Consider the following 20,446-nt stretch of genomic DNA (forward strand, 5'->3'; position numbering starts at 1 on the left):
AACACCCCATGGCTGAGATCTATTACGACAACGACGCCGACCTGACGATCATCCAAGGCAAGAAGGTGCTCGTCGTCGGCTACGGCTCGCAGGGGCACGCGCACGCCCAGAACCTGCGCGACTCCGGCGTCGAGGTGCGCATCGGTCTGCAGGAGGGCTCGAAGTCCACGCAGCGCGCCCAGGAGGCCGGCTTCCAGGTCGTCACGCCCGCCGAGGGCACCACGTGGGCCGATGTCATCGTGATCCTCGCGCCCGACCAGGTGCAGCGTCACCTCTACGCGAACGACATCGCCCCGAACATCAGCGACGGCAAGGCCCTCGTGTTCGGACACGGGTTCAACATCCGCTTCGGCTACATCACGGCGCCTGACGGCGTGGATGTCGTGATGGTCGCTCCGAAGGGACCGGGTCACACCGTGCGCCGCGAGTACGTCGCCGGACGCGGCGTTCCCGTGATCGTCGCCGTCGAGAACGATGCAACAGGCAAGGCGTGGGAGCTCGCGCTCAGTTACGCGAAGGGCATCGGCGGTCTGCGTGCAGGCGCCATCAAGACCACCTTCACCGAGGAGACCGAGACCGACCTGTTCGGCGAGCAGGCCGTGCTCTGCGGCGGTGTCTCGCACCTCATCCAAGCCGGCTTCGAGACCCTCACCAGGGCCGGCTACCAGCCCGAGATCGCCTACTTCGAAGTGCTTCACGAGATGAAGCTCATCGTCGACCTGATCTGGGAGGGCGGCATCTCGAAGATGCGCTGGAGCGTCTCCGACACGGCCGAGTACGGCGACTACGTCTCCGGCCCGCGCGTGGTCGACGACCACGTGAAGGATGCCATGCAGGGCGTGCTCGACGACATCCGCTCCGGCGCGTTCGCCGAGCGCTTCATCGCCGACCAGGATGCCGGTGCCCCCGAGTTCCTCGCCGACCGCAAGGCGGGGGAGGAGCACCCCATCGAGACCACCGGTCGCGAGCTGCGCAAGCTCTTCGCGTGGAACTCGTCGAATGACGACGACTACGTCGACGGCGAGGTCGCTCGCTAGATTCACCACCCTCGCCGAGACGTACCGTCCGTGCCGAGACTTGCGCAGAGAGCGCAGTATTCGACACGGACGGTAAGTCTTGCCAAGTTAGGGGCGGGCGCCACGCTCATGTGCGCATTCGCGCCTTAGACGGCCGCTAAAGTTGAGGGATCGCGCCCCGAGGCAGTGGCGTCCCGGGCGCATTCGTCCGACATCCCACCGTTCTGCTCTTATCGAAGGGTCTACCCACGTGTCGAAACCGGTCGTGCTGATCGCCGAGGAACTTTCGCCAGCCACCGTCGAGGCGCTCGGCCCCGACTTCGACGTGAGGAACGTCGACGGAACCGACCGTCCCGCGTTGCTGTCGGCGCTCGCCGATGCGGATGCCGTCCTCATCCGTTCGGCGACGAAGATCGACGAGGAGGCCATCGCGGCCGCCCCGAAGCTGCGCGTCGTGGCTCGGGCGGGCGTCGGTCTCGACAACGTCGACATCAAGGCGGCGACAACGGCCGGTGTCATGGTGGTCAACGCGCCGACCTCGAACATCATCTCGGCGGCCGAGCTCACCATCGGGCACATTCTGTCGTTGGCCAGGCACATCCCAGCCGGCGACGCGTCGCTGTCCGGTGGCGAATGGAAGCGCTCCAAGTACACCGGCACCGAGCTGTACGAGAAGACGATCGGCATCATCGGTCTTGGCCGCATCGGCGCCCTGATCACCGCTCGGCTGCAGGCCTTCGGCACCAATGTGATCGCCTACGACCCGTACGTCACCTCCGCCAGGGCTCAGCAGCTCGGCGTGCAGCTGGTCACCATCGACGAGCTGCTGCAGCAGGCGGACTTCGTCACGATCCACATGCCGAAGACGCCGGAGACGCTCGGCATGATCGGCGACGACCAGCTCGCCCTGATGAAGAACACCGCCTACATCGTCAACGTCGCCCGCGGGGGGCTGATCGACGAGGATGCCCTCTACCGCGCCCTGACCACCGGCTCGATCGCCGGCGCCGGCCTCGACGTCTTCGTCACCGAGCCGCCGCTGGAATCGCCACTGCTGGCACTCGAGAACGTCGTGGTGACGCCGCACCTCGGCGCGTCGACGGCCGAGGCACAGGAGAAGGCCGGAATCTCGGTCGCACGCTCGGTGCGCCTCGCCCTCTCCGGCGAGCTCGTTCCGGACGCGGTCAACGTGGCGGGCGGGGTCATCGATCCTTACGTGCGTCCCGGCATCCCGCTGCTCGAAAAGCTCGGACAGGTCTTCAGCGGACTCGCCAAGAACAGCCCGATCACGAGCGTCGACGTCGAGATCCGCGGCGAACTTGTCGAGTACGACGTGAGCGTGCTCAAGCTCGCTGCGCTGAAGGGCATCTTCACGAACATCGTGAGCGAGAACGTCTCGTACGTGAACGCTCCGCTTCTGGCCGAGCAGCGCGGCATCGAGGTGCGACTCCTCACGGATGCCGCCAGCGAGGACTACCGCAACGTTCTGACCCTGCGCGGCGCGCTCGCCGACGGGTCGCAGGTCTCCGTGTCGGGTACGCTCACCGGCCCGAAGCAGACCGAGAAGATCGTCGGCATCAACGGGTACGACGTCGAGGTGCCGCTCGCGCAGCACCTCATCGTGATGGTCTACGACGACCGTCCCGGCATCGTCGCCGTCTACGGTCGCGAGTTCGGAGAGGCCGGCATCAACATCGCCGGCATGCAGATCGCGCGCACGACGGCGGGCGGCAAAGCGCTCAGCGTGCTCACGGTCGACTCGCCTGTGCCCGACGGCATTCTCGAGGCCGTGCGTGCGGCGATCGATGCCGACGAGCTCCAGGCCATCGACATCACGGAGTCCTAGAGCATGACGGCGCGGCGCCTCGCACAGGTCGACGTCTTCGGATCCGGCCCGGTGACGGGGAACCCGGTCGCCGTTGTCGTGGATGCCGACGGTCTCGGCGACGACGCACTCCAACGCTTCGCGCGCTGGACCAATCTCTCTGAGACCACGTTCCTGTTCCCGCCGGTGGATCCCTCCGCCGACTACCGCGTTCGGATCTTCACGCCGGGCGGAGAGCTGAGCTTCGCCGGCCATCCGACTCTGGGATCCGCGCACGCCTGGCTCGAGTCCGGTGGCGTGCCGGCAGAGGCCGACATCGTCGTGCAGGAGTGCGGCATCGGACTCGTGCGTCTGCGCCGCGCCGATGGTCGACTCGCGTTCGCGGCGCCGGCGTTGAGCCGCTCAGGACCGGTCGACGACGACACGCTCGCTGCCACTGCGCTGGCGTTGGGAATCGCAGTGGACGACATCCTCTCGTCGAACTGGGTTGACAACGGGCCAGGGTGGCTGGCAGTCGAGCTGCGTGACGCAGCCGCAGTGCTCAACCTGACACCTGACATGGCGGCGCTGAAGGGCATCAAAGCCGGGGTTTTCGGATTCCACGCGTCCGGTTCAGACTCGCTCTACGAGGTGCGCGCATTCGTGCCGGACTTCGGCATCGACGAAGATCCTGTGACGGGCAGTCTGAACGCGGGTCTCGCGACGTGGCTGCTGGCATCCGGCCGTGTTCCCGACGCCTATGTCGTGAGCCAGGGAACCGCGCTCGGGCGCGCAGGGCGCGTGTACGTCGAGCGGGTCGGCGACGACATCTGGATCGGCGGGGACACCCGGTCGGTGATTACCGGCACAGTGGCGTTCTGAGTCGTCGGAGCTCTGAATCGTCGACGCGGGCCGAGCTTCCGGTCCGGCACAGGTGCCGCGAAAATGACCGTTGCAGAATACGCATTCTGCACCACGTGCTGGAAGTGACATCTGGTTGGGTGGCGAGAGACGGCGCCGCCACAGAGGATCTCTCCGGGCAGGCCCGTACCGTGCGAACTCGGATAACCCGGGGGGGGCGAATGTTGCACGGTTCGGGGCCGTAGGCTGGTATCCCACTTGTGAAGGAGTCCCATGTCGCGTCAGGTCAGGCTCGCGGTCATTCCCGGTGATGGAATCGGCCCGGAGGTGATCGCGGAGGCCGTCAAGGTTCTCGACGCGGTCGTCGATCCCGCCGAGGTCGTCTTCGACAAGACCTACTTCGAGCTGGGCGCCGGTCGCTACCTGAAGACCGGTGACGTGCTCACCGACGAGGATCTCGCCACGATCTCGGGCAACGATGCGATTCTGCTCGGCGCAGTCGGCGGCACTCCTGGCGACCCGCGTCTGGTCGGTGCGAACATCGAACGCGGCCTGCTGCTGCGACTGCGATTCGCCCTCGACCACTACGTGAACCTGCGGCCGACGGCCATCCTGCCCGGCGTCGTGAGCCCGCTCGCGAACCCCGGCGACGTCGACTTCGTCGTCGTGCGCGAGGGTACTGAGGGGCCTTACGTCGGAAACGGCGGTGCGATTCGCGTCGGCACCCCGCACGAGATCGCCAACGAGGTCTCCGTGAACACGGCGTTCGGCGTCGAGCGCGTCGTGCGGTACGCGTTCGAACAGGCGGAGCGACGCCGCAAGAAGCTCACGCTGGTGCACAAGACCAACGTGCTGGTGCATGCCGGGGGTCTCTGGAAGCGCACTGTCGACGCGGTGGCAGCGGAGCATCCGGATGTCTCGGTCGACTATTTGCACGTCGACGCGGCGACGATCTTCCTGGTCACAGACCCTGCTAGATTCGATGTCATCGTCACGGACAACCTCTTCGGCGACATCTTGACCGATCTCGCGGCCGCGATCAGCGGTGGCATCGGACTGGCGGCCTCGGGCAACATCAACCCCGACGGCACGTACCCGAGCATGTTCGAGCCGGTGCACGGCTCTGCACCAGACATCGCCGGGCAGCAGAAAGCCGATCCGACCGCGGCCATCCTCTCGGTGTCGTTGCTCCTCAGCCACCTCGGGCTCGAGGATGGCTCGGCCCGAGTCGCCTCCGCCGTCACGGACGACCTCGCCCAGCGCGGCTCGGCACCGCGCAGCACCGCCCAGGTCGGCGACTCCATCGTCGCTCGCCTCGGCGATCGCTGACGTACCCTGAATCCAGCAAAACATCCCGCCTCGAGCGGAGGAGAGCACCCATGACCATCCCGCTGACCGACATCACCCCTCTCACCTGGCAGGTGACAACGAACCCCGCACCGCTGCCAGCTGCGGAGCGCGCCGCCGTTCTGGCAGACCCCGGGTTCGGGCAGTACTTCACCGACCACATGGTCGACATCTGCTGGTCAGCCAAGGGCGGATGGCACCGTCCGCGGGTCAGCCCGTACGGGCCGATCCAGCTGGAGCCGTCGGCAGCAGTGCTGCACTACGCGCAAGAGGTCTTCGAGGGGCTCAAGGCCTACCGGCACGCCGACGGCTCGATCCACACATTCCGCCCCGACGCCAACGCGCGTCGCATGGCGCGCTCCGCCCACCGTCTCGCGCTGCCCGAACTGCCGACGGACTACTTCATCGAAGCCATCAAGCAGCTCATCGCTCTCGACGGAGACTGGGTTCCCGACACCCCGGAGACGAGCCTCTACCTTCGCCCGTTCATGTTCGCGAAGGAGGCGTTCCTCGGGGTTCGCCCGGCGAACAAGGTGGCGTTCTACCTGATCGCCAGTCCAGCAGGCGCGTACTTCAAGGGTGGCGTCGCGCCGGTATCGATCTGGCTCTCCGAGGACTACTCGCGTGCCGGCATCGGCGGAACCGGCGCTGCGAAGACCGGAGGCAACTACGCGTCGAGCCTGCTCCCGCAGGCCGAGGCGTACGAGCACGGCTGCGCCCAGGTGCTCTTCCTCGATTCCGCCGAGGGCAAGTACCTCGAAGAGCTCGGCGGCATGAACGTGGTGCTCGTGTACAGCGACGGCACGCTCGTGACGCCGGCATCCGACTCCATCCTCGAGGGTGTGACGCTGGACTCGATTTTGCAGCTGGCCCGCGACCGCGGCCACCGCGTCGAGCAGCGTCCTGTGTCGCTCGACGAGTGGAAGGCGGGCGAGGCATCCGGAGACATCGTCGAGGTGTTCGCCTGCGGAACGGCAGCCGTCGTCACGCCCATCGCGCAGCTCAAGTCGCGGGACTTCTCGATCGGGTCAGCGGATGCCCCTGCCGGCGAGCTGACCATGTTGCTGCGACAGGAACTCACCGACATCCAATACGGCCGCACCGAAGACCGCCACGGCTGGCTCACCCGCCTGGACGCCTGACCGCATGAAGATCGCACGTTTCAGCCGCGAAGGCGCCATCGCATTCGGCATCCTCGACGAGGACGAGCGCGAATGGGTCGTCCTGGCGGGCGACCCGATGTACGCGGGCTTCGACACAACGGGGGAGCGCGTCAAGGTCACGGATGCCCCGTTGCTCGCTCCCGTTCTTCCGCGTTCCAAGGTGATCGGCATCGGCCGCAACTACCGCGAGCACGCGGAGGAGATGGGTGCAGACGCGCCAGAGGCCCCTCTGATGTTCCTCAAGCCGAACACCGCGGTGATCGGTCCGAACGACGCCATCGTGCTGCCTCCGCAGTCCGAACGTGTCGAGCACGAGGGCGAACTCGTCGTCGTGATCGGCCGGATCGGCAAGGACATCGCGGAGGAGAGTGCGCTCGACTACGTGTTCGGCTACACGGTCGGCAACGACGTCACAGCACGAGACCTTCAGCGTGCAGACGGTCAGTGGGCGAGAGGCAAGGGATTCGACACGTTCTGCCCGCTGGGGCCCGTGATCGAGACCGAGTTCGACGCTGCATCAGCCACTATCGAGACGCGGGTGAACGGCGAGCAACGGCAGTCAGGGCGCATCTCGGACTTGATCCACGGCATCCCGCATCTCATCGCCTACGCGTCGAGCGTGTGGACGCTGCTGCCGGGAGACGTGATCATGACAGGCACTCCTGCCGGAGTCGGTCCGCTCGTCGCCGGCGACCGCGTCGAGGTCACGGTGAGCGGAATCGGCACGCTGTCGAACCCGGTGCGCGCCAAGGCCTGACGGGCCGTCGCGTGGTCGCTAAACTGCCCGCATGACCGAGGGGTGGAGCGACTTCTACGTCGGCGTCGCGGGTGCGGCGGCCGCTCTGGCCGGTCTGATCATCGTGGCGATGAGCGTCACCATCAAAGAGATCATCGCCTCGCGCACCCTGCCGTCGCGGGCGGGCGCGACGATCAGCTCGATGGTGCTCATCCTGGTGCTGGCGATCCTAGGTCTGATGCCGCGCCAGACGGATGTCGCACTCGGCATCGAGATCGTCGTCGCCAGCCTGGTCGCCCTGATCCCGCCGGTTCTGATGTCGCAGCGAGTGCTGACCGACACGACGTACGACGCGTCGACCGCCACCAGGATCTTCCGGGCCGCTGCCGGCCTCGGTCCCGTCGTGCTGGCGCTCGTCGGCGGCATCCTGGTGGTCGCCGGGCTCGAGGCAGGGCTCTTCTTCGTCGCTGCGGCCATTGCGTTGATCTTCGTACTGTCGATGCTGAACGCGTGGGTGCTGCTGGTCGAGGTGCAGCGCTGACTGCGCCGGCAGCTGGTGCGCGTCAGCGGCCGAGCGCGCGCAGGGCGCGCTCGACGTCGCGCTCGTCGTTCCAGACGTGGAAGGCCACGCGTGCCCGTCCTGCCCGCCCCGACGCAACGATCCCCGCGCTGGTGAGGCGCAGCAGGTCGTCCGAGTCGGGGTCGGCCCACGTGACGATCGCCCGGCCGCGCGCCTCGAGCCCGAGCGACGAGGCCAGCGCGTCGCCGAGCGCGACGTCGTGGTCGTGCACGGAGCGGATGTCCGCCCCGGCGAACAGCTCGAGCGCCGGCACGGCTCCGGCGACGGCCTGCCACGCCGGCGACACGTCGAACCGTCTGGCCGAGTCCGCCAGCAGCGCCGAGGGTCCGTAGCACGAAGCCCACGGATCTTCCGCCGCACACCACCCGGCGTTCACCGGGACCAGCTTCTCGGCGAAGCCCGGCTGCACCGCGAAGAAGCAGACTCCACGCGGCGAGCAGAGCCACTTGTAGGTGTGGCAGACGAAGGCATCCGCTGTCTGCGGTTGCAACGGCATCCAGCCGGCGGCCTGTGTGGTGTCGCAGAGCACGTACGCACCGTGCGCGTCGGCGGCGGCACGGATGGCAGGGGCATCCGCGATCTCACCGGTCGCCGACTGCACCAGCGAGTACGCCACCAGCCAGGTGTCATCATGCACGCTGTCGGCGAGCGCGCTCAGAGACACGTGACGCACACGCACCCCGCGGTACGCCTGCTGCTGGAACGGGAACACGATCGAGCTGAAGTCACCGTCGACGCAGAGCACCTCGGCCCCGTCGGGCACAGAGGCCGCCACGATCCCGGCGAAGACGGAGGTCTGCGACCCGAGCGCTATGCGATCGATGTCGACTCCAGCGATCGCGGCGAAGGCCGTCCTCGCGCGGGAGACCAGCACGTCGTAGTGCGCGGGGGTTGCGTTTCCGCTTCTCCAGAGGTCGAGATCGGCCGTGGCGGCTTCGACAGCACGTGCGGGAGGGAGACCGTTGGTGCAGGCGGCAAGGTATCCGGCCCCGATGTCCTCGAACTCGTCGCGGAGTGCTGCGAAACCGGAACGGAGCGGGGTTGCCAAGGCCATGCACCAAGTCTTCGGGCGAGTCGCTCATTCGACAATCGCAGGTGTTCGATCGGTTCCATCACGCGAAGTTATGATTGCGAGATGACTCTGCAGTCCGACCCCGGGCCGTCGCTCGAACTGGATGCCCACACTCTCCGCATCGTGCGCGCCATCGTCGAGCACGGCTCGATCACCGCAGCCGCGACCTCGCTCGGCTACAGCCAGCCGGCCGTGAGCCAGCACCTTCGCCGGGCGGAAGCGCGCATCGGCATGCCGCTGGTGGCCCGCTCGGGCCGCGGCATCCGTCTCACCGAGGCCGGCAGGGTGCTTGCGAAGCACGCCGGCACCATCACGACAGCGCTCGATGCGGCCGCGGGGGAGCTTGCTGAGCTTTCCGGGCTGCGCTCCGGCCGTGTGCGGCTCGCCTCGTTCCCGACAGCGTCGTCGACACTGGTGCCGCAGGTGCTGCGCACGCTGGCGTCCGACCACCCCGGCGTCGGCGTCAGCTACCTCGAGGCCGAACCGCCCGAGGCGGTGGATGCCGTGCGCTCGCAGCGGGCAGACCTCGCGATCACGTTCAGCTACCCCGGCGACCGCGTCGATCCGCACGGCGAGAGCGCCAGAGGGCTGGTCGTCGTTCCGCTCTGGAGCGACCAGATGAAACTCGTGGTGCCCGCCGGGCATCCGGATGCATCGTCGGATGACGTGCCACTCGCCGAGCTGGCTGGGGAGAGCTGGATCGCCGGATGCCAGCGATGCCGCGGACACCTGCTGCAGCTCGCGGAGGCATCCGGCTTCCGACCGCAGATCGCGTACGAGACAGACAACGTCACCGCCGTGCTCGGCATGGTGGCGGCCGGACTCGGCGTCGCGCTGCTGCCATCGCTCGCGCTCGCGACGGCGGGCATCCCGCGTGGTGTCGCCGTTCGCACGACGGCGAACCACGACCGTCGCACGATCCACCTGGTCGCGAGCCAGGGGAGCGATCAGGTGCCGGCGATCGCGGCGACGGCCGCCGCCATCCTCGCTCTGGACGGCGAGGCGTGGGAGCTCGAACCCGCGGCGTAGCGCCCGGTGCCCCACCGTAGACTTGACGGCGATGTCCGACACCTCTGCACCCGCCGCGTATCCGTTCAGCACCGCAACCGGAAGCGACGTTCGCGTGCGCTTCTGCCCGTCGCCCACCGGCACGCCGCATGTGGGGCTCATTCGCACCGCGCTGTTCAATTGGGCGTACGCCAGGCACACCGGCGGCAAGCTCATCTTCCGCATCGAAGACACGGATGCCGCGCGCGACTCCGAGGAGAGCTACGAGCAGCTGCTCGATGCGCTCACCTGGCTGAAGATCGACTGGGACGAAGGCGTTGTCAGGGGCGGGCCCGACGGCCCGTACCGGCAGTCGCAGCGCAGCGAGATCTACGCGGCCGTCCTCGACCGTCTGATCGACTCGGGACACGTCTACGAGAGCTACTCCAGCCCAGAAGAGATCGAAGCCCGCAACCTCGCGGCCGGACGTCCCAAGCAGCACGGCTACGACAACGCAGACCGTGACACGACCGAGGACCAGCGCGAAGCGTATCGGGCAGAGGGCCGCCAGCCCGCCCTTCGGCTGCGCGTTCCGGACAGCGATCTCGACTTCGACGACCTGGTTCGCGGGCCGATCACGTTCCCGGCGGGCTCGTTCAGCGACTTCGTCGTCGTCAGGCCGAACGGGCAGCCGCTCTACACGTTCGTGAACCCCGTGGACGACGCCCTGATGCACGTGACGCATGTGCTGCGCGGCGAGGACCTGCTGCCGTCGACACCCCGTCAGATCGCCCTGTACCGCGCGCTCATCGACGTGGGCGTCAGCGACTTCATCCCGCGCTTCGGCCACCTGCCGTCCGTGCTGGGTGACGGCAACAAGAAGCTCTCGAAGCGGGACCCGGAGTCGAACCTGTTCCACCACCGTGAGCGTGGGTTCATCCCGGAGGGCCTCGACAACTACCTGGCTCTTCTCGGCTGGGGGTACTCGCACGATCGCGACGTGTTCTCGCTCGACGAGATGGTCGAGAAGTTCGACGTCGCAGACGTCAATCCCAACCCGGCGCGCTTCGACCTGAAGAAGGCCGAAGCGATCAATGCAGACCACATTCGGATGCTCGAGGCCGCCGACTTCGCGGCCCGCACCGTGCCCTATCTGGTCGGGGCGGGCATCCTGAGCGAACCGTTGAGCGATCGACACCGTTCGGTGCTGGACGCCGCGACCCCGCTCGTGCAGGAGCGCGTACAGCTGCTCGGCGAGACGCCGGGCATGCTCGGCTTCTTCTTCACGACGGCGGACGCGCTGAAGATCGACGACGACGCGCGAGCCACCCTGCCGGACAACGCGGCCGAGGTACTCGATGCGTCGATCGAGGCGCTGGATCGCCTTGGGGAGCACCTGTGGGTGCACGACGGCATCGAGGTCGACCTGCGTGCTGCCCTCATCGAAGTGCTCGGGCTCAAGCCCCGCGTCGCGTTCGGACCCCTGCGCGTCGCCGTCAGCGGACGCCGGGTGTCGCCACCGCTCTTCGAGTCGATGGAGATCCTCGGCAAGGCCGAGACGCTCGCCAGGCTGCGCCGCCTGCGTGCGGGTCTCGGCGACTAGTCCATCCCGGATTCCCCGCGTTCGCAGCCAGTTCGCGCATCCGCAGCCATCCCGATTGGCTGTGCTTGCACGAACTGGTTGGGGTTCGTGAAGCGGGGTGCGCCACGGACGCCGTGCCGTTTTGGATGGCACCCCCTTCGTACGGTAAAGTTGACGCTTGTGCCGCTGAGAAGCGGTGCACCGCTCGCCCCGGTGGGGTGAAGCCGGTGGGGTATGGTGTAATTGGCAACACGGCTGATTCTGGTTCAGTTGTTCTTGGTTCGAGTCCAGGTACCCCAGCTCTGAAACCCTCGAGAAGTCGGGGGTTTTTGCATGTCAACTCGACGTCCCGGGAGGCTTGCTCGTGCACGCAATGTCGAGGTCGAGTTGCCGTGATGCGCGGGTCGCGCGATGACGGCTGAGCCGGTCGAGACGACATTCGCGGTGGTCGGCGGCGGATTCCGCGCCGAGGCGTTTCTACGGGTGGCAGCAGCGCTGCCGGGCCGCTTCCGTGTGAGCGAGGCCGTCGTGCGGAACGCCGAGCGTGCGGCGGAGTTGCGGGAATCGTGGGACGTGCAGACCGTTCCGGACCTGAGCGGTGTCACCGACGCCTCGCAGGTTGACTTCGTCGTCGTCGCGGTCCGACCGACCGAAGCGGTCGACGTGATCACCGAGCTCACTGCCAGCGGTCACGCCGTTCTCACGGAGACACCGGCCGCGCCCGACATCGCCGGGCTCGAATCGCTCGTGGCCCTGGTTCGTGCCGGCGCGCGCATCCAAGTGGCGGAGCAGTACCATCTCGAGCCCCTTCTGAGTTCGCAGCTCGCTCTCGTACGAGGTGGGCTCATCGGCGACGTCTCCGAGGCATTCGTGTCGGTCGCGCACGACTACCACGGCATCAGTGTGCTCCGCCGGATGCTCGGCGTCGGATTCGAGAACGCCGAGATCACCGCGCGACGGTTCACCGAGCGACTGCGAGAGGGACCATCTCGTTACAGTGACCCCGACGAGGACCGACTCGTCGAAGGGACCAGGACGACGGCCTGGCTCGACTTCGAGGGCGGCGGTCACGGCACCTACGATTTCGACGATCAGCAGTACCGCTCCTGGATACGGTCACCGAGTCTGCTCGTGCGGGGATCGGACGGGGAGCTTCGCGATGAGACGGTGCGCCACCTCGATGATTTCCGCACTCCGGTAACCGACTCACTTGAGCGAATCGATGCCGGTGGTGCGGGCAACCACGAGGGCTTGTTCCTGAGGGGCTACGCCTTCGGTCGCGCCCGCATATACTCCAACCAGTTTGCGCCCGCGCGGCTGGCCGACGATGAGCTGTCCATCGCCACGCTGCTCAGCCGAACAGGCGAGTGGGCTCGCGGTGGCGCCGAGGTCTACTCCGTTGCCGAGGCGGCCCAGGACCAGTATCTGCAGTTGGCGGTGCGGCGTGCTGCCGAGTCGGCTCAGCCTGTGACGACGCGTACACAGATGTGGGCGTCCGTCGGCTGATCGCGTGATCAGTTCCGCCGCGCGCTGCCGCCGCGATCGGGGCGCAGCTCGATCAGCTTGCCGCTGATGCGTGTGCCCGAGAGCCTCGACAACACGTCGTCGGACAGTCCGGCGGGCAACTCGACGAGCGAGAAGTCCGGGCGGATGTCGATCGCACCGAAGTCCTCCCTGCTCAGTCCGCCCTCGTTGGCGAGGGCGCCGACGATCTGGCGTGGTTCCACCTTCTGACGCCTGCCGACGGCGATCCGGTACGTGGCCATCGGACCCGACGCCGGGCGGGCGCGTCGCTCCGGTCCTGCGTTGCGGTCGCCTCGGTTCTCCCTGCCGTCCCGTCGATCCCGGCTGTCACGCCTGCCTCGCCCGTCGCGGCCGGAACGGTCACCGCGCGAGTCCCGATCATCTCGCGCATCGCGTTCCTGTTCGCGTTGCTCACGTTGTTGCCGTTGCTCGCGGCGCACGTCCTCCTCGGACAGCAGCAGCGGTGTATCGCCCTGGGCCACGACCGCGAGCGCGGCGGCGACTTCACCCTCGGGAACGTCGTGGTGCTCGACGTAGTGCCCGACGATGTCGCGGAACGCCGCGATGCGGGATTCCTGCCCGAGTGCGGCCGTGATGGCGTCGTCGAACCGGTTCAGTCGCGTCGCGTTCACGTCCTCGACACTGGGCAGCTGCATCTGTGTCAGCGGTTGGCGGGTCGCCTTCTCGATCGCTGTCAGCATCCGTCGCTCGCGAGGGGTGACGAAGCTGATCGCGTCACCGGTGCGCCCGGCGCGCCCCGTGCGGCCGATGCGGTGCACATACGACTCGGTGTCGATCGGGATGTCGAAATTGACCACGTGGCTGATGCGGTCGACGTCGAGGCCGCGCGCAGCGACATCCGTTGCCACCAGGATGTCCAGCTTGCCGGTCTTGAGTTGGTTCACGGTGCGTTCGCGCTGCGCCTGCGCGACATCGCCGCTGATCGCCGCTGCGGAGTAACCGCGGGCACGCAGCTTCTCGGCGAGCGTCTCCGTCTCGCTCTTGGTGCGCACGAACACGATCATGCCCTCGAAGTTCTCGACCTCGAGGATGCGCGTGAGTGCGTCGACCTTCTGCGGATACGACACGACCAGGTAGCGCTGCGTGGTGTTCGCAGACGTCGTCGTCTTGCGCTTGATCGTGATCTCGTCAGGATCGTGCAGGTATTTCGCGGAGATGCGACGGATCTGCGCCGGCATGGTCGCCGAGAAGAGTGCAACCTGTTTGTCATCCGGAGTACGCGCCAGGATCGTTTCGACATCTTCGGCGAAGCCCATCTTGAGCATTTCGTCCGCCTCGTCGAGCACGAGGAACTTCAGCTCGCTGAGGTCGAGGGTGCCCTTCTCGAGGTGGTCCATGATGCGCCCTGGCGTGCCGACCACGATCTGCACGCCGCGTCGCAGAGCAGACAGCTGGGTGCCGTATCCCTGACCGCCGTAGATCGGCAGCATGCGCACGCCGTGCAGGTGCGTCGCGTAGGCCTCGAACGCTTCACTCACCTGGAGGGCCAGCTCGCGGGTGGGGGAGAGCACGAGCGCTTGCGGTGTCTTCTGCGCAGGATCGAGGCGGGACAGGATCGGCAGCGCGAACGCCGCAGTCTTGCCTGTGCCGGTCTGGGCGAGTCCGATGACGTCGCGTCCGGCCATCAGCGGCGGGATCGTCGCGGCCTGGATCGCCGATGGCGTCTCGTAGCCGACGTCCTTCACCGCTTTCAGAACCGCGTCGCTGAGGCCGAGCTCGGCGAACGTCGGTTCGGGGGGAGCGTCTGATTCAGGGTCTGGCGACGTCATACGCCAAAGGTAGTCGCCGGAGGCTCGCAAAGGATGTGTGCCGAGCGGGGTTGCGTCTTACCCGGGTATCGTCCGCGTTCGCCCGTCATCCCACGGCAGTGTCCATCCGAGCGCGTCGAACAGTCCGTCGAGCACCATGGCAGTGAAGCCCCACACCACGGCGCCGTCGACGTCGAAGGCCGGCGTGGCGAATCGCGCACCTCTTCGCTCGACGACGGAAGTGAAGCGGATGGCCGGGTCGAGAAGGTGGGCGACCGGCACCTGCCACAGCTTCGTCGTCTCGGCGCTGTCGATCGGTTGCAGCGGCGAAGGCGTCGGCCACCATCCGATCACCGGGGTGACGAGGTGATCGCTTGCCGGAAGCGGCAGCTCGGGCAGCGTCGCCAGCACGTCGACGGCCGCGGGATCCACGCCGGTCTCCTCTGCCGCCTCGCGCAGAGCCGTCTCTTGCGGCCCGGAGTCTGCGGGTTCGCGGCGTCCGCCGGGGAAGGACACCTGCCCGGCATGTTCACGCAACGTACCGGCGCGAAGTTGGAGCAGAACGTTGAGATCGTCGGGCAGCCACACTCGCGGCGACCCGGGTGCGGTCTGCTGTGGCGCCGGATCCGATGCGCGCGGGCTGAAGAGGACGAGTACGGATGCCGGTCGGGTCGCAGGCAAGCCGCGCAGCGCTGCAGGCGGATCCAGGCGCCGGATGCCGTCGGAGAGCGATCGCAGCTGCTCGAGGGCATCCTGTGGCTCAGAGGCGCTCAGCGGATCGCTCTCACCGGACATCCAGCCAGTATGGCCCGCGACACCGCTCAGCCACCGATGTCGACGAGCGTCAGGGCTCAGACGACCGGACGCAGCCGAGGCAGCACCCCACCACCCGCGCGGTCCAGCACCGCGAGCATCCCGGTGGCGCGTCCCGCCCAGGCGAGCACGGTGTACACGGCCGGTGTCACGAGCACCGCGTAGACGATCGCGGCCGTGACGTCACCCGGGTAGTGGGCGCCGAGGTATACGCGCGCGACGGCGATGCCGACGGTCCCCAGCACACCGAGCGTCACGGCGATCCACACGCTTCGGCGGGCGCGCAGCAGAAGGACGAAGGCGACGGCGGTGGCTGCGACGAACGTGACGTGTCCGCTCGGAAAACTCGGGTCGACGTCGAATCCGCCGGCATTGTGCAGAAGTTCGGCGACCGGCGGACGAGGTCGGTCGACGATGTACTTGATGACATCCGATCCCAGCCAGGTCACGGCGATCGTCGCGGCGACGAAGATGCCGGTTCCGAGGCTGCGCGAGACGAGCGCGACGACGATGGCGATCAGGACGCCGAGGATGATGGCCCTGGTCGGAGCGACGATCCACGTCGCGGCGAGCGACAGCACGTCGGCGACATGCGATGGAGAGCCGTTGAGCACGAGGAGCCCGGAGAAGTCCGCCCGCGTCAGTGCTGCACTGTGCGTCAGGACGAGCCCGGCCGCGATCACGACGGCGAGACCGACGACGCCGAGCACGATCGCGAGAATCGGATGCCGCAGAGGAACGACGAGCTGATCGGCCCTGCTCGCGCGTCGCCGCGCCCGCTTCACCGGGTCGGCCGTCTGCTGCGAGGTCTCCGTCATGTCGTCGCCTTCCGTCGCCCGAACCTGAGGCGGGCGTCCTTCTGATTCTTCGGTGTCTGCGCTGAGATCTCGCCAAGATCGCGCGGCGTTGCCTGGAAGTGTGCTCAGCATCGCCCGTTCATGCACAGGCTCCCTGCCGTTCACCGGCACCCACCGAGCTGCTCGTACCGTTGAAACGATGACTCCCGCCGCGTCCGACCGCAGCTTTCGCCCGGACATCCAGGGGATGCGCGCTCTCGCCGTGCTCGCGGTCGTCGCCAATCACGCTGGGCTCCCGTTCGCCACGGGCGGTTTCGTCGGCGTCGACGTGTTCTTCGTGATCTCGGGGTATCTGATCACCGCGCAGTTGGTACGGGAACATGGGGCGACCGGGCGTGTGCGATTCGCGGCGTTCTACGGACGGCGCGCCCGGCGCATCCTGCCCGCATCGTTCGCGGTGCTCGCGGCGACGGTCGTCGCCGCGATGCTCTGCGTCGCTCCTGCGCTGCGCCCGCAGGTGCTCAGCGATGCGATCGCCACGGCTCTTTACGTTCCGAACCTCGCGTTCGCCGCCCAGCAGACCGACTACCTGGCGAACACGACGCCGTCGGTGCTGCAGCACTACTGGTCGCTCGGCGTCGAGGAGCAGTTCTATCTGGTGTGGCCCGCCCTGCTCGTCGCAGTGCTCGCGCTCGCCGGCTGGATCGTTCGAAGGACAGGGCGACGGATGCCTGCCCCGGCACCCGCGGTGCGCCTCACGGTGCTCGTCGTGATGTCGGTGCTGCTCCTCGCATCCGTCATCGCGTGCGTCGTGCAGACCTCCACCGACCAGCCGTTGGCGTTCTTCTCACCGTGGACGCGTGCGTGGGAGTTCGGTGCGGGCGCGCTGGCGGCGCTCGCGGTACGAGAGGGCGCAGACCTCGTTCGTCCGCCGTCACGGCTGCGCGAGACGTGCACAGCCGTGCTCGCCTGGGCGGGACTGGCCGTCATCGTCGGATGCTGCGTGCTCTACACGGCGACCACGGTGTTCCCCGGTATCGCCGTGGTCGCGCCGGTGCTCGGGGCCGTGGCGATGATCGCCGGAGGACGCGGTGCTCCTCGCTTCGGCCCGAATCGCATGCTCGCGCTCCCGCCTGTGTTGTTCGTCGGCGCGATCTCGTACTCGCTCTATCTGGTGCACTGGCCGGTGCTCGACCTGGTGCAGGCATCCGTCGGCTACGAGCATCCGCTGGCGCTCTGGGCGACGACCGGGCTCGCCGTGGCGTCCGTGCCGGTTGCCTGGCTGTTGTACCGCTTCGTCGAGGAACCTTCCCGCCGCTCCCGCCGCAGTGTGGCGGTGCGGCCCCGACGCACCCTCATCGCCGCCCTGGGCAGCAGCGCACTGCTGGTCGGCGCGTGTGTGCTGGCGCTCACCGTGACGAGCGCAACGCCCCTGGCGTCAGACCGCATTGCGGCATCCGTCGCTCCGAGCGCTCCGCCGGTGGAGACGGCGTACGTTCCCGCGAACCTGACGCCCGATCTGCAGCACGCGACCGACGATGATCCGGCGCTCTACTCCGATTCGTGCGAGTTGGATTCGAAGGCTTCAGCCCCTCACCCGTGCAGATTCGGCTCTGGCGAGCAGACGATCGCGCTGTTCGGCGACTCGCATGCGGCGCAGTGGTTTCCCGCGCTGAGACGCGTCGCGGCGGGGGCGGGCTACAGCCTGGTCACGCAGACCAAGAGCGGATGCCCCGCCGCCGCCGTCGAGGTCGACTACAAGGGCGCGCCCTATGCATCGTGCGACGCGTGGCGCGCGAGCGTGATCGCCCAGCTGCAGGCGGACCCGCCCGACGTGATCGTGCTCGCCGACTACGTCGACCCGGTGTTCGAGCACGCCGGCGACGAGGCATCCCAGTGGGAGCACGGCATGCGGAGCACGATCGACGCGCTCGCTCCGCACGCGAAGGTGGTCGTGCTCGCGGACACGCCCGACATGGGAACGAGTCCCGTCGCATGCCTCAGCGCGCATCTGACCTCTGCGGATGCCTGTGCCCGACGCGCCTCCACCGTGTTGGATTCTGCGACGCGCGACGCCCAGAAGCGCACGGCCGCGGCCCTCGGCGTTCCGATGATCGATCTCAACGACTACCTGTGCGGCACCAGTTGTCCGGCGATCATCGGCGACACGCTCGTGTATCGCGACTCGCATCACCTGACAGCCACGTTCGCTGCCGAGCTCGCGGGTCCACTCGGTCGCAGGCTCGCGCCGTTGTTGTGACATGCGGTCCTCGCCGTTCATTCGATCAGCCATGCGGAGGGAATCGAGGCGAGGAGCGCGCGAGTCGCCTCGTCGAGTCGCCGAGCATCGGCCGGATCGAGTGTTCTGAGCGTGAGCGGAACCACCTTGCCGCGATCAACCGCGCTGAGTGGAACGGAAGGCGGCGCATCGATGAAGCCGTGAATCGGAGCGATGGATTCCGCGATGGGGCGCGCCGAGAGACGTGCGGCGGCGCGGATCGAGGTACGCAGGGCAACGGGAAGCATGCTCAGATCGCCGCTCCTGGTGAATCCGGGGTGGTAGAGCACGGAACGAACACGATGCTCTCGCTCACTCGCGAGGGCCACTCCGAGCAGATCGTTCGCTCTGCCGGCCTGAAGTTGTGCCGTCATCATGCCGTAGCTGTGCTGCAACTGCAGATCGTCCCAGTGGATCTCGCCCTTCGTCATCCCGACGCCCGCGACGTTGACGATCACGCCGGCATCGCCCCGGTCAAGTAAGGGAGCGAGCCCGTGGCTCAGCAGATAGCGACTCAGGTAGTAGAGCGCGAACGTCTGCTCGAGGCCCTCTGCGGTCGTGACTCTGACAGGAGCCTGTCGGTTGGCGAAAAGCGCAAGCACGTCGATCGCGTGATATCGCTCCGTGATGTCGTCGACCACGACGCGGCTCTCGGCGACGCTCGAGAGATCGGCTCGGATGAATTCGATCCGCTCGGAACCGCCGATCCGTGCCGCATCGTCGAGCAGCGCGTTCCCCTTGACCGCGCTGCTTCCGATCGCGATGACCGTGTCACCCCTTCTCGCGCGGGCGAGGGCGAGGCCCCGCCCCATGCCGTCAGTGCCTCCGCTGATCACGATGGTTTTCGGATGTCCTGCGCGCTTCGACTGATTCACGATAAGCCTCGGGTAGTTACTATTTGTTCGCATCACAATCATGAGTAACTATGGGCCGAAGCGGAAGAAGGCAGTTCGATGTCAGGTACGCACATTCCTGTGCCCTCGATGGTCCGCTCCCCACTGCCGAGCCCGGTGCCGGCCGACGAGTACGAGGCCTGTCCGGTCACCGATGTGCTGCGGCGAGTCGGCGACAAGTGGTCGGTGCTCGTCATCGTCTTGTTGGGCAAGCGTCCCTATCGCTTCAACGAACTTCATCGCGGAATCGAGACGATCAGTCAACGCATGCTGACTCGAACCCTGCGCGGGCTCGAAACGGACGGGCTCGTGCACCGCGAGGTGTTTCCGACGGTTCCGCCGAGTGTCGAATACAGCCTCACTCGACTTGGCGAAACGCTCTTGGTTCCGCTGTCGGCGCTGGCGGATTGGGCCGTGGAGCATCGCCCCGAGATCGCCACCGCTCGGGCATCGTCGGGTTCAGTTGTCACCAGCTGAGCGTGCGCGCCGTGGTGTGATCGTGGGCGGCATCTGCAAGGCTTGGACGGCATCGACGATCAGGGGAGTGGCATGTCAGACGGCGAAACCGATCGCGAAGGCAAGCTGGTGCTCATCCGCCACGGCGAGACGCCCTGGAGCAGGGTGGGCAAGCACACCGGCGTCACCGATCTGACACTGACCGAGCGCGGCGAGCAGCAGGCGCGCGACCAGGGGTCGATGCTGCGCGGCCATCACTTCGCCCTCGTGCTGTGCAGCCCGCGGATGCGTGCCCGCCGCACGTCCGCCCTGGCCGGCTACGGGCATCCCACGATCGACGACGACTTGGTGGAGTGGGACTACGGCGGGTACGAGGGCGTCACCACGGCGCAGATCACGCAGTCGCGGGACGGCAAGCCGTGGGATCTGTGGACCGACGGCGTCATTCCCGGCGAGACGCCGGGGGAGACCTCCGAACAGGTGCAGGAGCGAGCCCAGCGGGTGATCGACAAGTGCACCGAGACATTGATGCGCGGGGAAGACGCGCTACTCGTTTCGCATGGACACTTCCTGCGCATGCTCGCAGTCACCTGGGCAGGGCTTCCCGTGCCGTCGGGCGCAGTGCTCCGGCTCAGTACCGGAAGCGTCTGCGAGCTCGGCTACGAGCACGACAAGCAGGCCGTGCTGCGCTGGAACTGCCCGCCCGACCCGCGGGTCGACTTCAACTGACCGATCGTGCCGATCGGTGGTCCGTCGTCGTGGATTCCC

Annotated in this window: 18 protein-coding genes and 1 tRNA gene; 14 read left to right on the plus strand and 5 right to left on the minus strand. The window is 67.5% G+C overall.

Annotated elements, in window-relative coordinates; genetic code table 11:
- Positions 1-8 precede the first annotated feature (8 nt).
- The 7 genes from ilvC (at position 9) to MJ603_RS13490 (ending at position 7,468) form a co-directional block, all read left to right on the plus strand.
- Positions 9-1,037 (plus strand): ketol-acid reductoisomerase, encoded by a 1,029-nt coding sequence (ilvC, locus tag MJ603_RS13460; RefSeq protein WP_243064226.1) that lies wholly within the window; start codon positions 9-11, stop codon positions 1,035-1,037.
- A 229-nt stretch (positions 1,038-1,266) separates the two neighbouring features.
- Complete coding sequence (serA, locus tag MJ603_RS13465; protein WP_243064227.1) at positions 1,267-2,862, plus strand: phosphoglycerate dehydrogenase; 1,596 nt, start codon at positions 1,267-1,269, stop codon at positions 2,860-2,862.
- Positions 2,863-2,865: 3 nt separating this feature from the next.
- Positions 2,866-3,702, plus strand: coding sequence for a PhzF family phenazine biosynthesis protein (locus MJ603_RS13470; protein WP_243064228.1), 837 nt, complete (start codon positions 2,866-2,868; stop codon positions 3,700-3,702).
- A 252-nt stretch (positions 3,703-3,954) separates the two neighbouring features.
- Positions 3,955-5,010: a 3-isopropylmalate dehydrogenase gene (locus tag MJ603_RS13475; protein WP_243064229.1), complete on the plus strand. Its 1,056-nt coding sequence runs from the start codon at positions 3,955-3,957 to the stop codon at positions 5,008-5,010.
- Between the two features lie 50 nt (positions 5,011-5,060).
- Positions 5,061-6,170 (plus strand): branched-chain amino acid aminotransferase, encoded by a 1,110-nt coding sequence (locus MJ603_RS13480; RefSeq protein ID WP_243064230.1) that lies wholly within the window; start codon positions 5,061-5,063, stop codon positions 6,168-6,170.
- A gap of 4 nt (positions 6,171-6,174) precedes the next feature.
- Positions 6,175-6,948, plus strand: a complete 774-nt coding sequence (locus tag MJ603_RS13485) for a fumarylacetoacetate hydrolase family protein (protein WP_243064231.1) — start codon at positions 6,175-6,177, stop codon at positions 6,946-6,948.
- Between the two features lie 31 nt (positions 6,949-6,979).
- The gene (locus MJ603_RS13490; protein WP_243064232.1) at positions 6,980-7,468 is read left to right on the plus strand and encodes a hypothetical protein; all 489 of its coding nucleotides are present in this window, start codon (positions 6,980-6,982) and stop codon (positions 7,466-7,468) included.
- A gap of 22 nt (positions 7,469-7,490) precedes the next feature.
- On the opposite strand, the gene MJ603_RS13495 is transcribed toward MJ603_RS13490, so the two are convergent.
- Positions 7,491-8,561 carry an aminotransferase class V-fold PLP-dependent enzyme gene (locus MJ603_RS13495; protein ID WP_243064233.1) on the minus strand — a complete coding sequence of 357 codons (1,071 nt, stop codon included), beginning with the start codon at positions 8,559-8,561 and terminating at the stop codon, positions 7,491-7,493.
- Between the two features lie 81 nt (positions 8,562-8,642).
- On the opposite strand from MJ603_RS13495, the gene MJ603_RS13500 reads away from it, so the two are divergent.
- The 4 genes from MJ603_RS13500 (at position 8,643) to MJ603_RS13515 (ending at position 12,654) form a co-directional block, all read left to right on the plus strand.
- The gene (locus MJ603_RS13500) at positions 8,643-9,608 is read left to right on the plus strand and encodes a LysR family transcriptional regulator (RefSeq protein ID WP_243064234.1); all 966 of its coding nucleotides are present in this window, start codon (positions 8,643-8,645) and stop codon (positions 9,606-9,608) included.
- Positions 9,609-9,639: 31 nt separating this feature from the next.
- Positions 9,640-11,169 (plus strand): glutamate--tRNA ligase, encoded by a 1,530-nt coding sequence (gltX, locus tag MJ603_RS13505; protein ID WP_243064235.1) that lies wholly within the window; start codon positions 9,640-9,642, stop codon positions 11,167-11,169.
- Positions 11,170-11,376: 207 nt separating this feature from the next.
- A tRNA-Gln gene (locus tag MJ603_RS13510) sits at positions 11,377-11,448 on the plus strand.
- 111 nt (positions 11,449-11,559) lie between these two features.
- Positions 11,560-12,654: a Gfo/Idh/MocA family protein gene (locus MJ603_RS13515; protein WP_243064236.1), complete on the plus strand. Its 1,095-nt coding sequence runs from the start codon at positions 11,560-11,562 to the stop codon at positions 12,652-12,654.
- Between the two features lie 8 nt (positions 12,655-12,662).
- Here MJ603_RS13515 and MJ603_RS13520 read toward each other — a convergent pair whose 3' ends face one another.
- From MJ603_RS13520 to MJ603_RS13530, 3 genes are read right to left on the minus strand one after another with little or no spacing between them, the layout of a single operon-like run.
- Complete coding sequence (locus MJ603_RS13520; RefSeq protein ID WP_243064237.1) at positions 12,663-14,462, minus strand: DEAD/DEAH box helicase; 1,800 nt, start codon at positions 14,460-14,462, stop codon at positions 12,663-12,665.
- A gap of 57 nt (positions 14,463-14,519) precedes the next feature.
- Positions 14,520-15,236, minus strand: coding sequence for a CoA pyrophosphatase (locus tag MJ603_RS13525; RefSeq protein ID WP_243064238.1), 717 nt, complete (start codon positions 15,234-15,236; stop codon positions 14,520-14,522).
- Between the two features lie 56 nt (positions 15,237-15,292).
- Complete coding sequence (locus MJ603_RS13530) at positions 15,293-16,072, minus strand: phosphatase PAP2 family protein (RefSeq protein WP_243064239.1); 780 nt, start codon at positions 16,070-16,072, stop codon at positions 15,293-15,295.
- Positions 16,073-16,250: 178 nt separating this feature from the next.
- On the opposite strand from MJ603_RS13530, the gene MJ603_RS13535 reads away from it, so the two are divergent.
- Positions 16,251-18,311 (plus strand): acyltransferase family protein, encoded by a 2,061-nt coding sequence (locus MJ603_RS13535; RefSeq protein WP_243064240.1) that lies wholly within the window; start codon positions 16,251-16,253, stop codon positions 18,309-18,311.
- A gap of 17 nt (positions 18,312-18,328) precedes the next feature.
- Here MJ603_RS13535 and MJ603_RS13540 read toward each other — a convergent pair whose 3' ends face one another.
- Positions 18,329-19,204 carry an SDR family NAD(P)-dependent oxidoreductase gene (locus MJ603_RS13540; protein WP_243064241.1) on the minus strand — a complete coding sequence of 292 codons (876 nt, stop codon included), beginning with the start codon at positions 19,202-19,204 and terminating at the stop codon, positions 18,329-18,331.
- 135 nt (positions 19,205-19,339) lie between these two features.
- Here MJ603_RS13540 and MJ603_RS13545 point away from each other — a divergent pair, with 135 nt between their 5' ends.
- Positions 19,340-19,699 carry a helix-turn-helix domain-containing protein gene (locus MJ603_RS13545; RefSeq protein WP_243064242.1) on the plus strand — a complete coding sequence of 120 codons (360 nt, stop codon included), beginning with the start codon at positions 19,340-19,342 and terminating at the stop codon, positions 19,697-19,699.
- A gap of 72 nt (positions 19,700-19,771) precedes the next feature.
- On the plus strand, positions 19,772-20,407 hold the full coding sequence (locus tag MJ603_RS13550; RefSeq protein WP_243064243.1) for a histidine phosphatase family protein: 636 nt from the start codon (positions 19,772-19,774) through the stop codon (positions 20,405-20,407).
- The last annotated feature ends 39 nt before the right edge of the window (positions 20,408-20,446 follow it).

Origin of the sequence: Humibacter sp. RRB41 (genome assembly GCF_022761015.1) — a bacterium.
In the GTDB taxonomy this organism is placed as follows: Bacteria; Actinomycetota; Actinomycetes; order Actinomycetales; family Microbacteriaceae; genus Humibacter.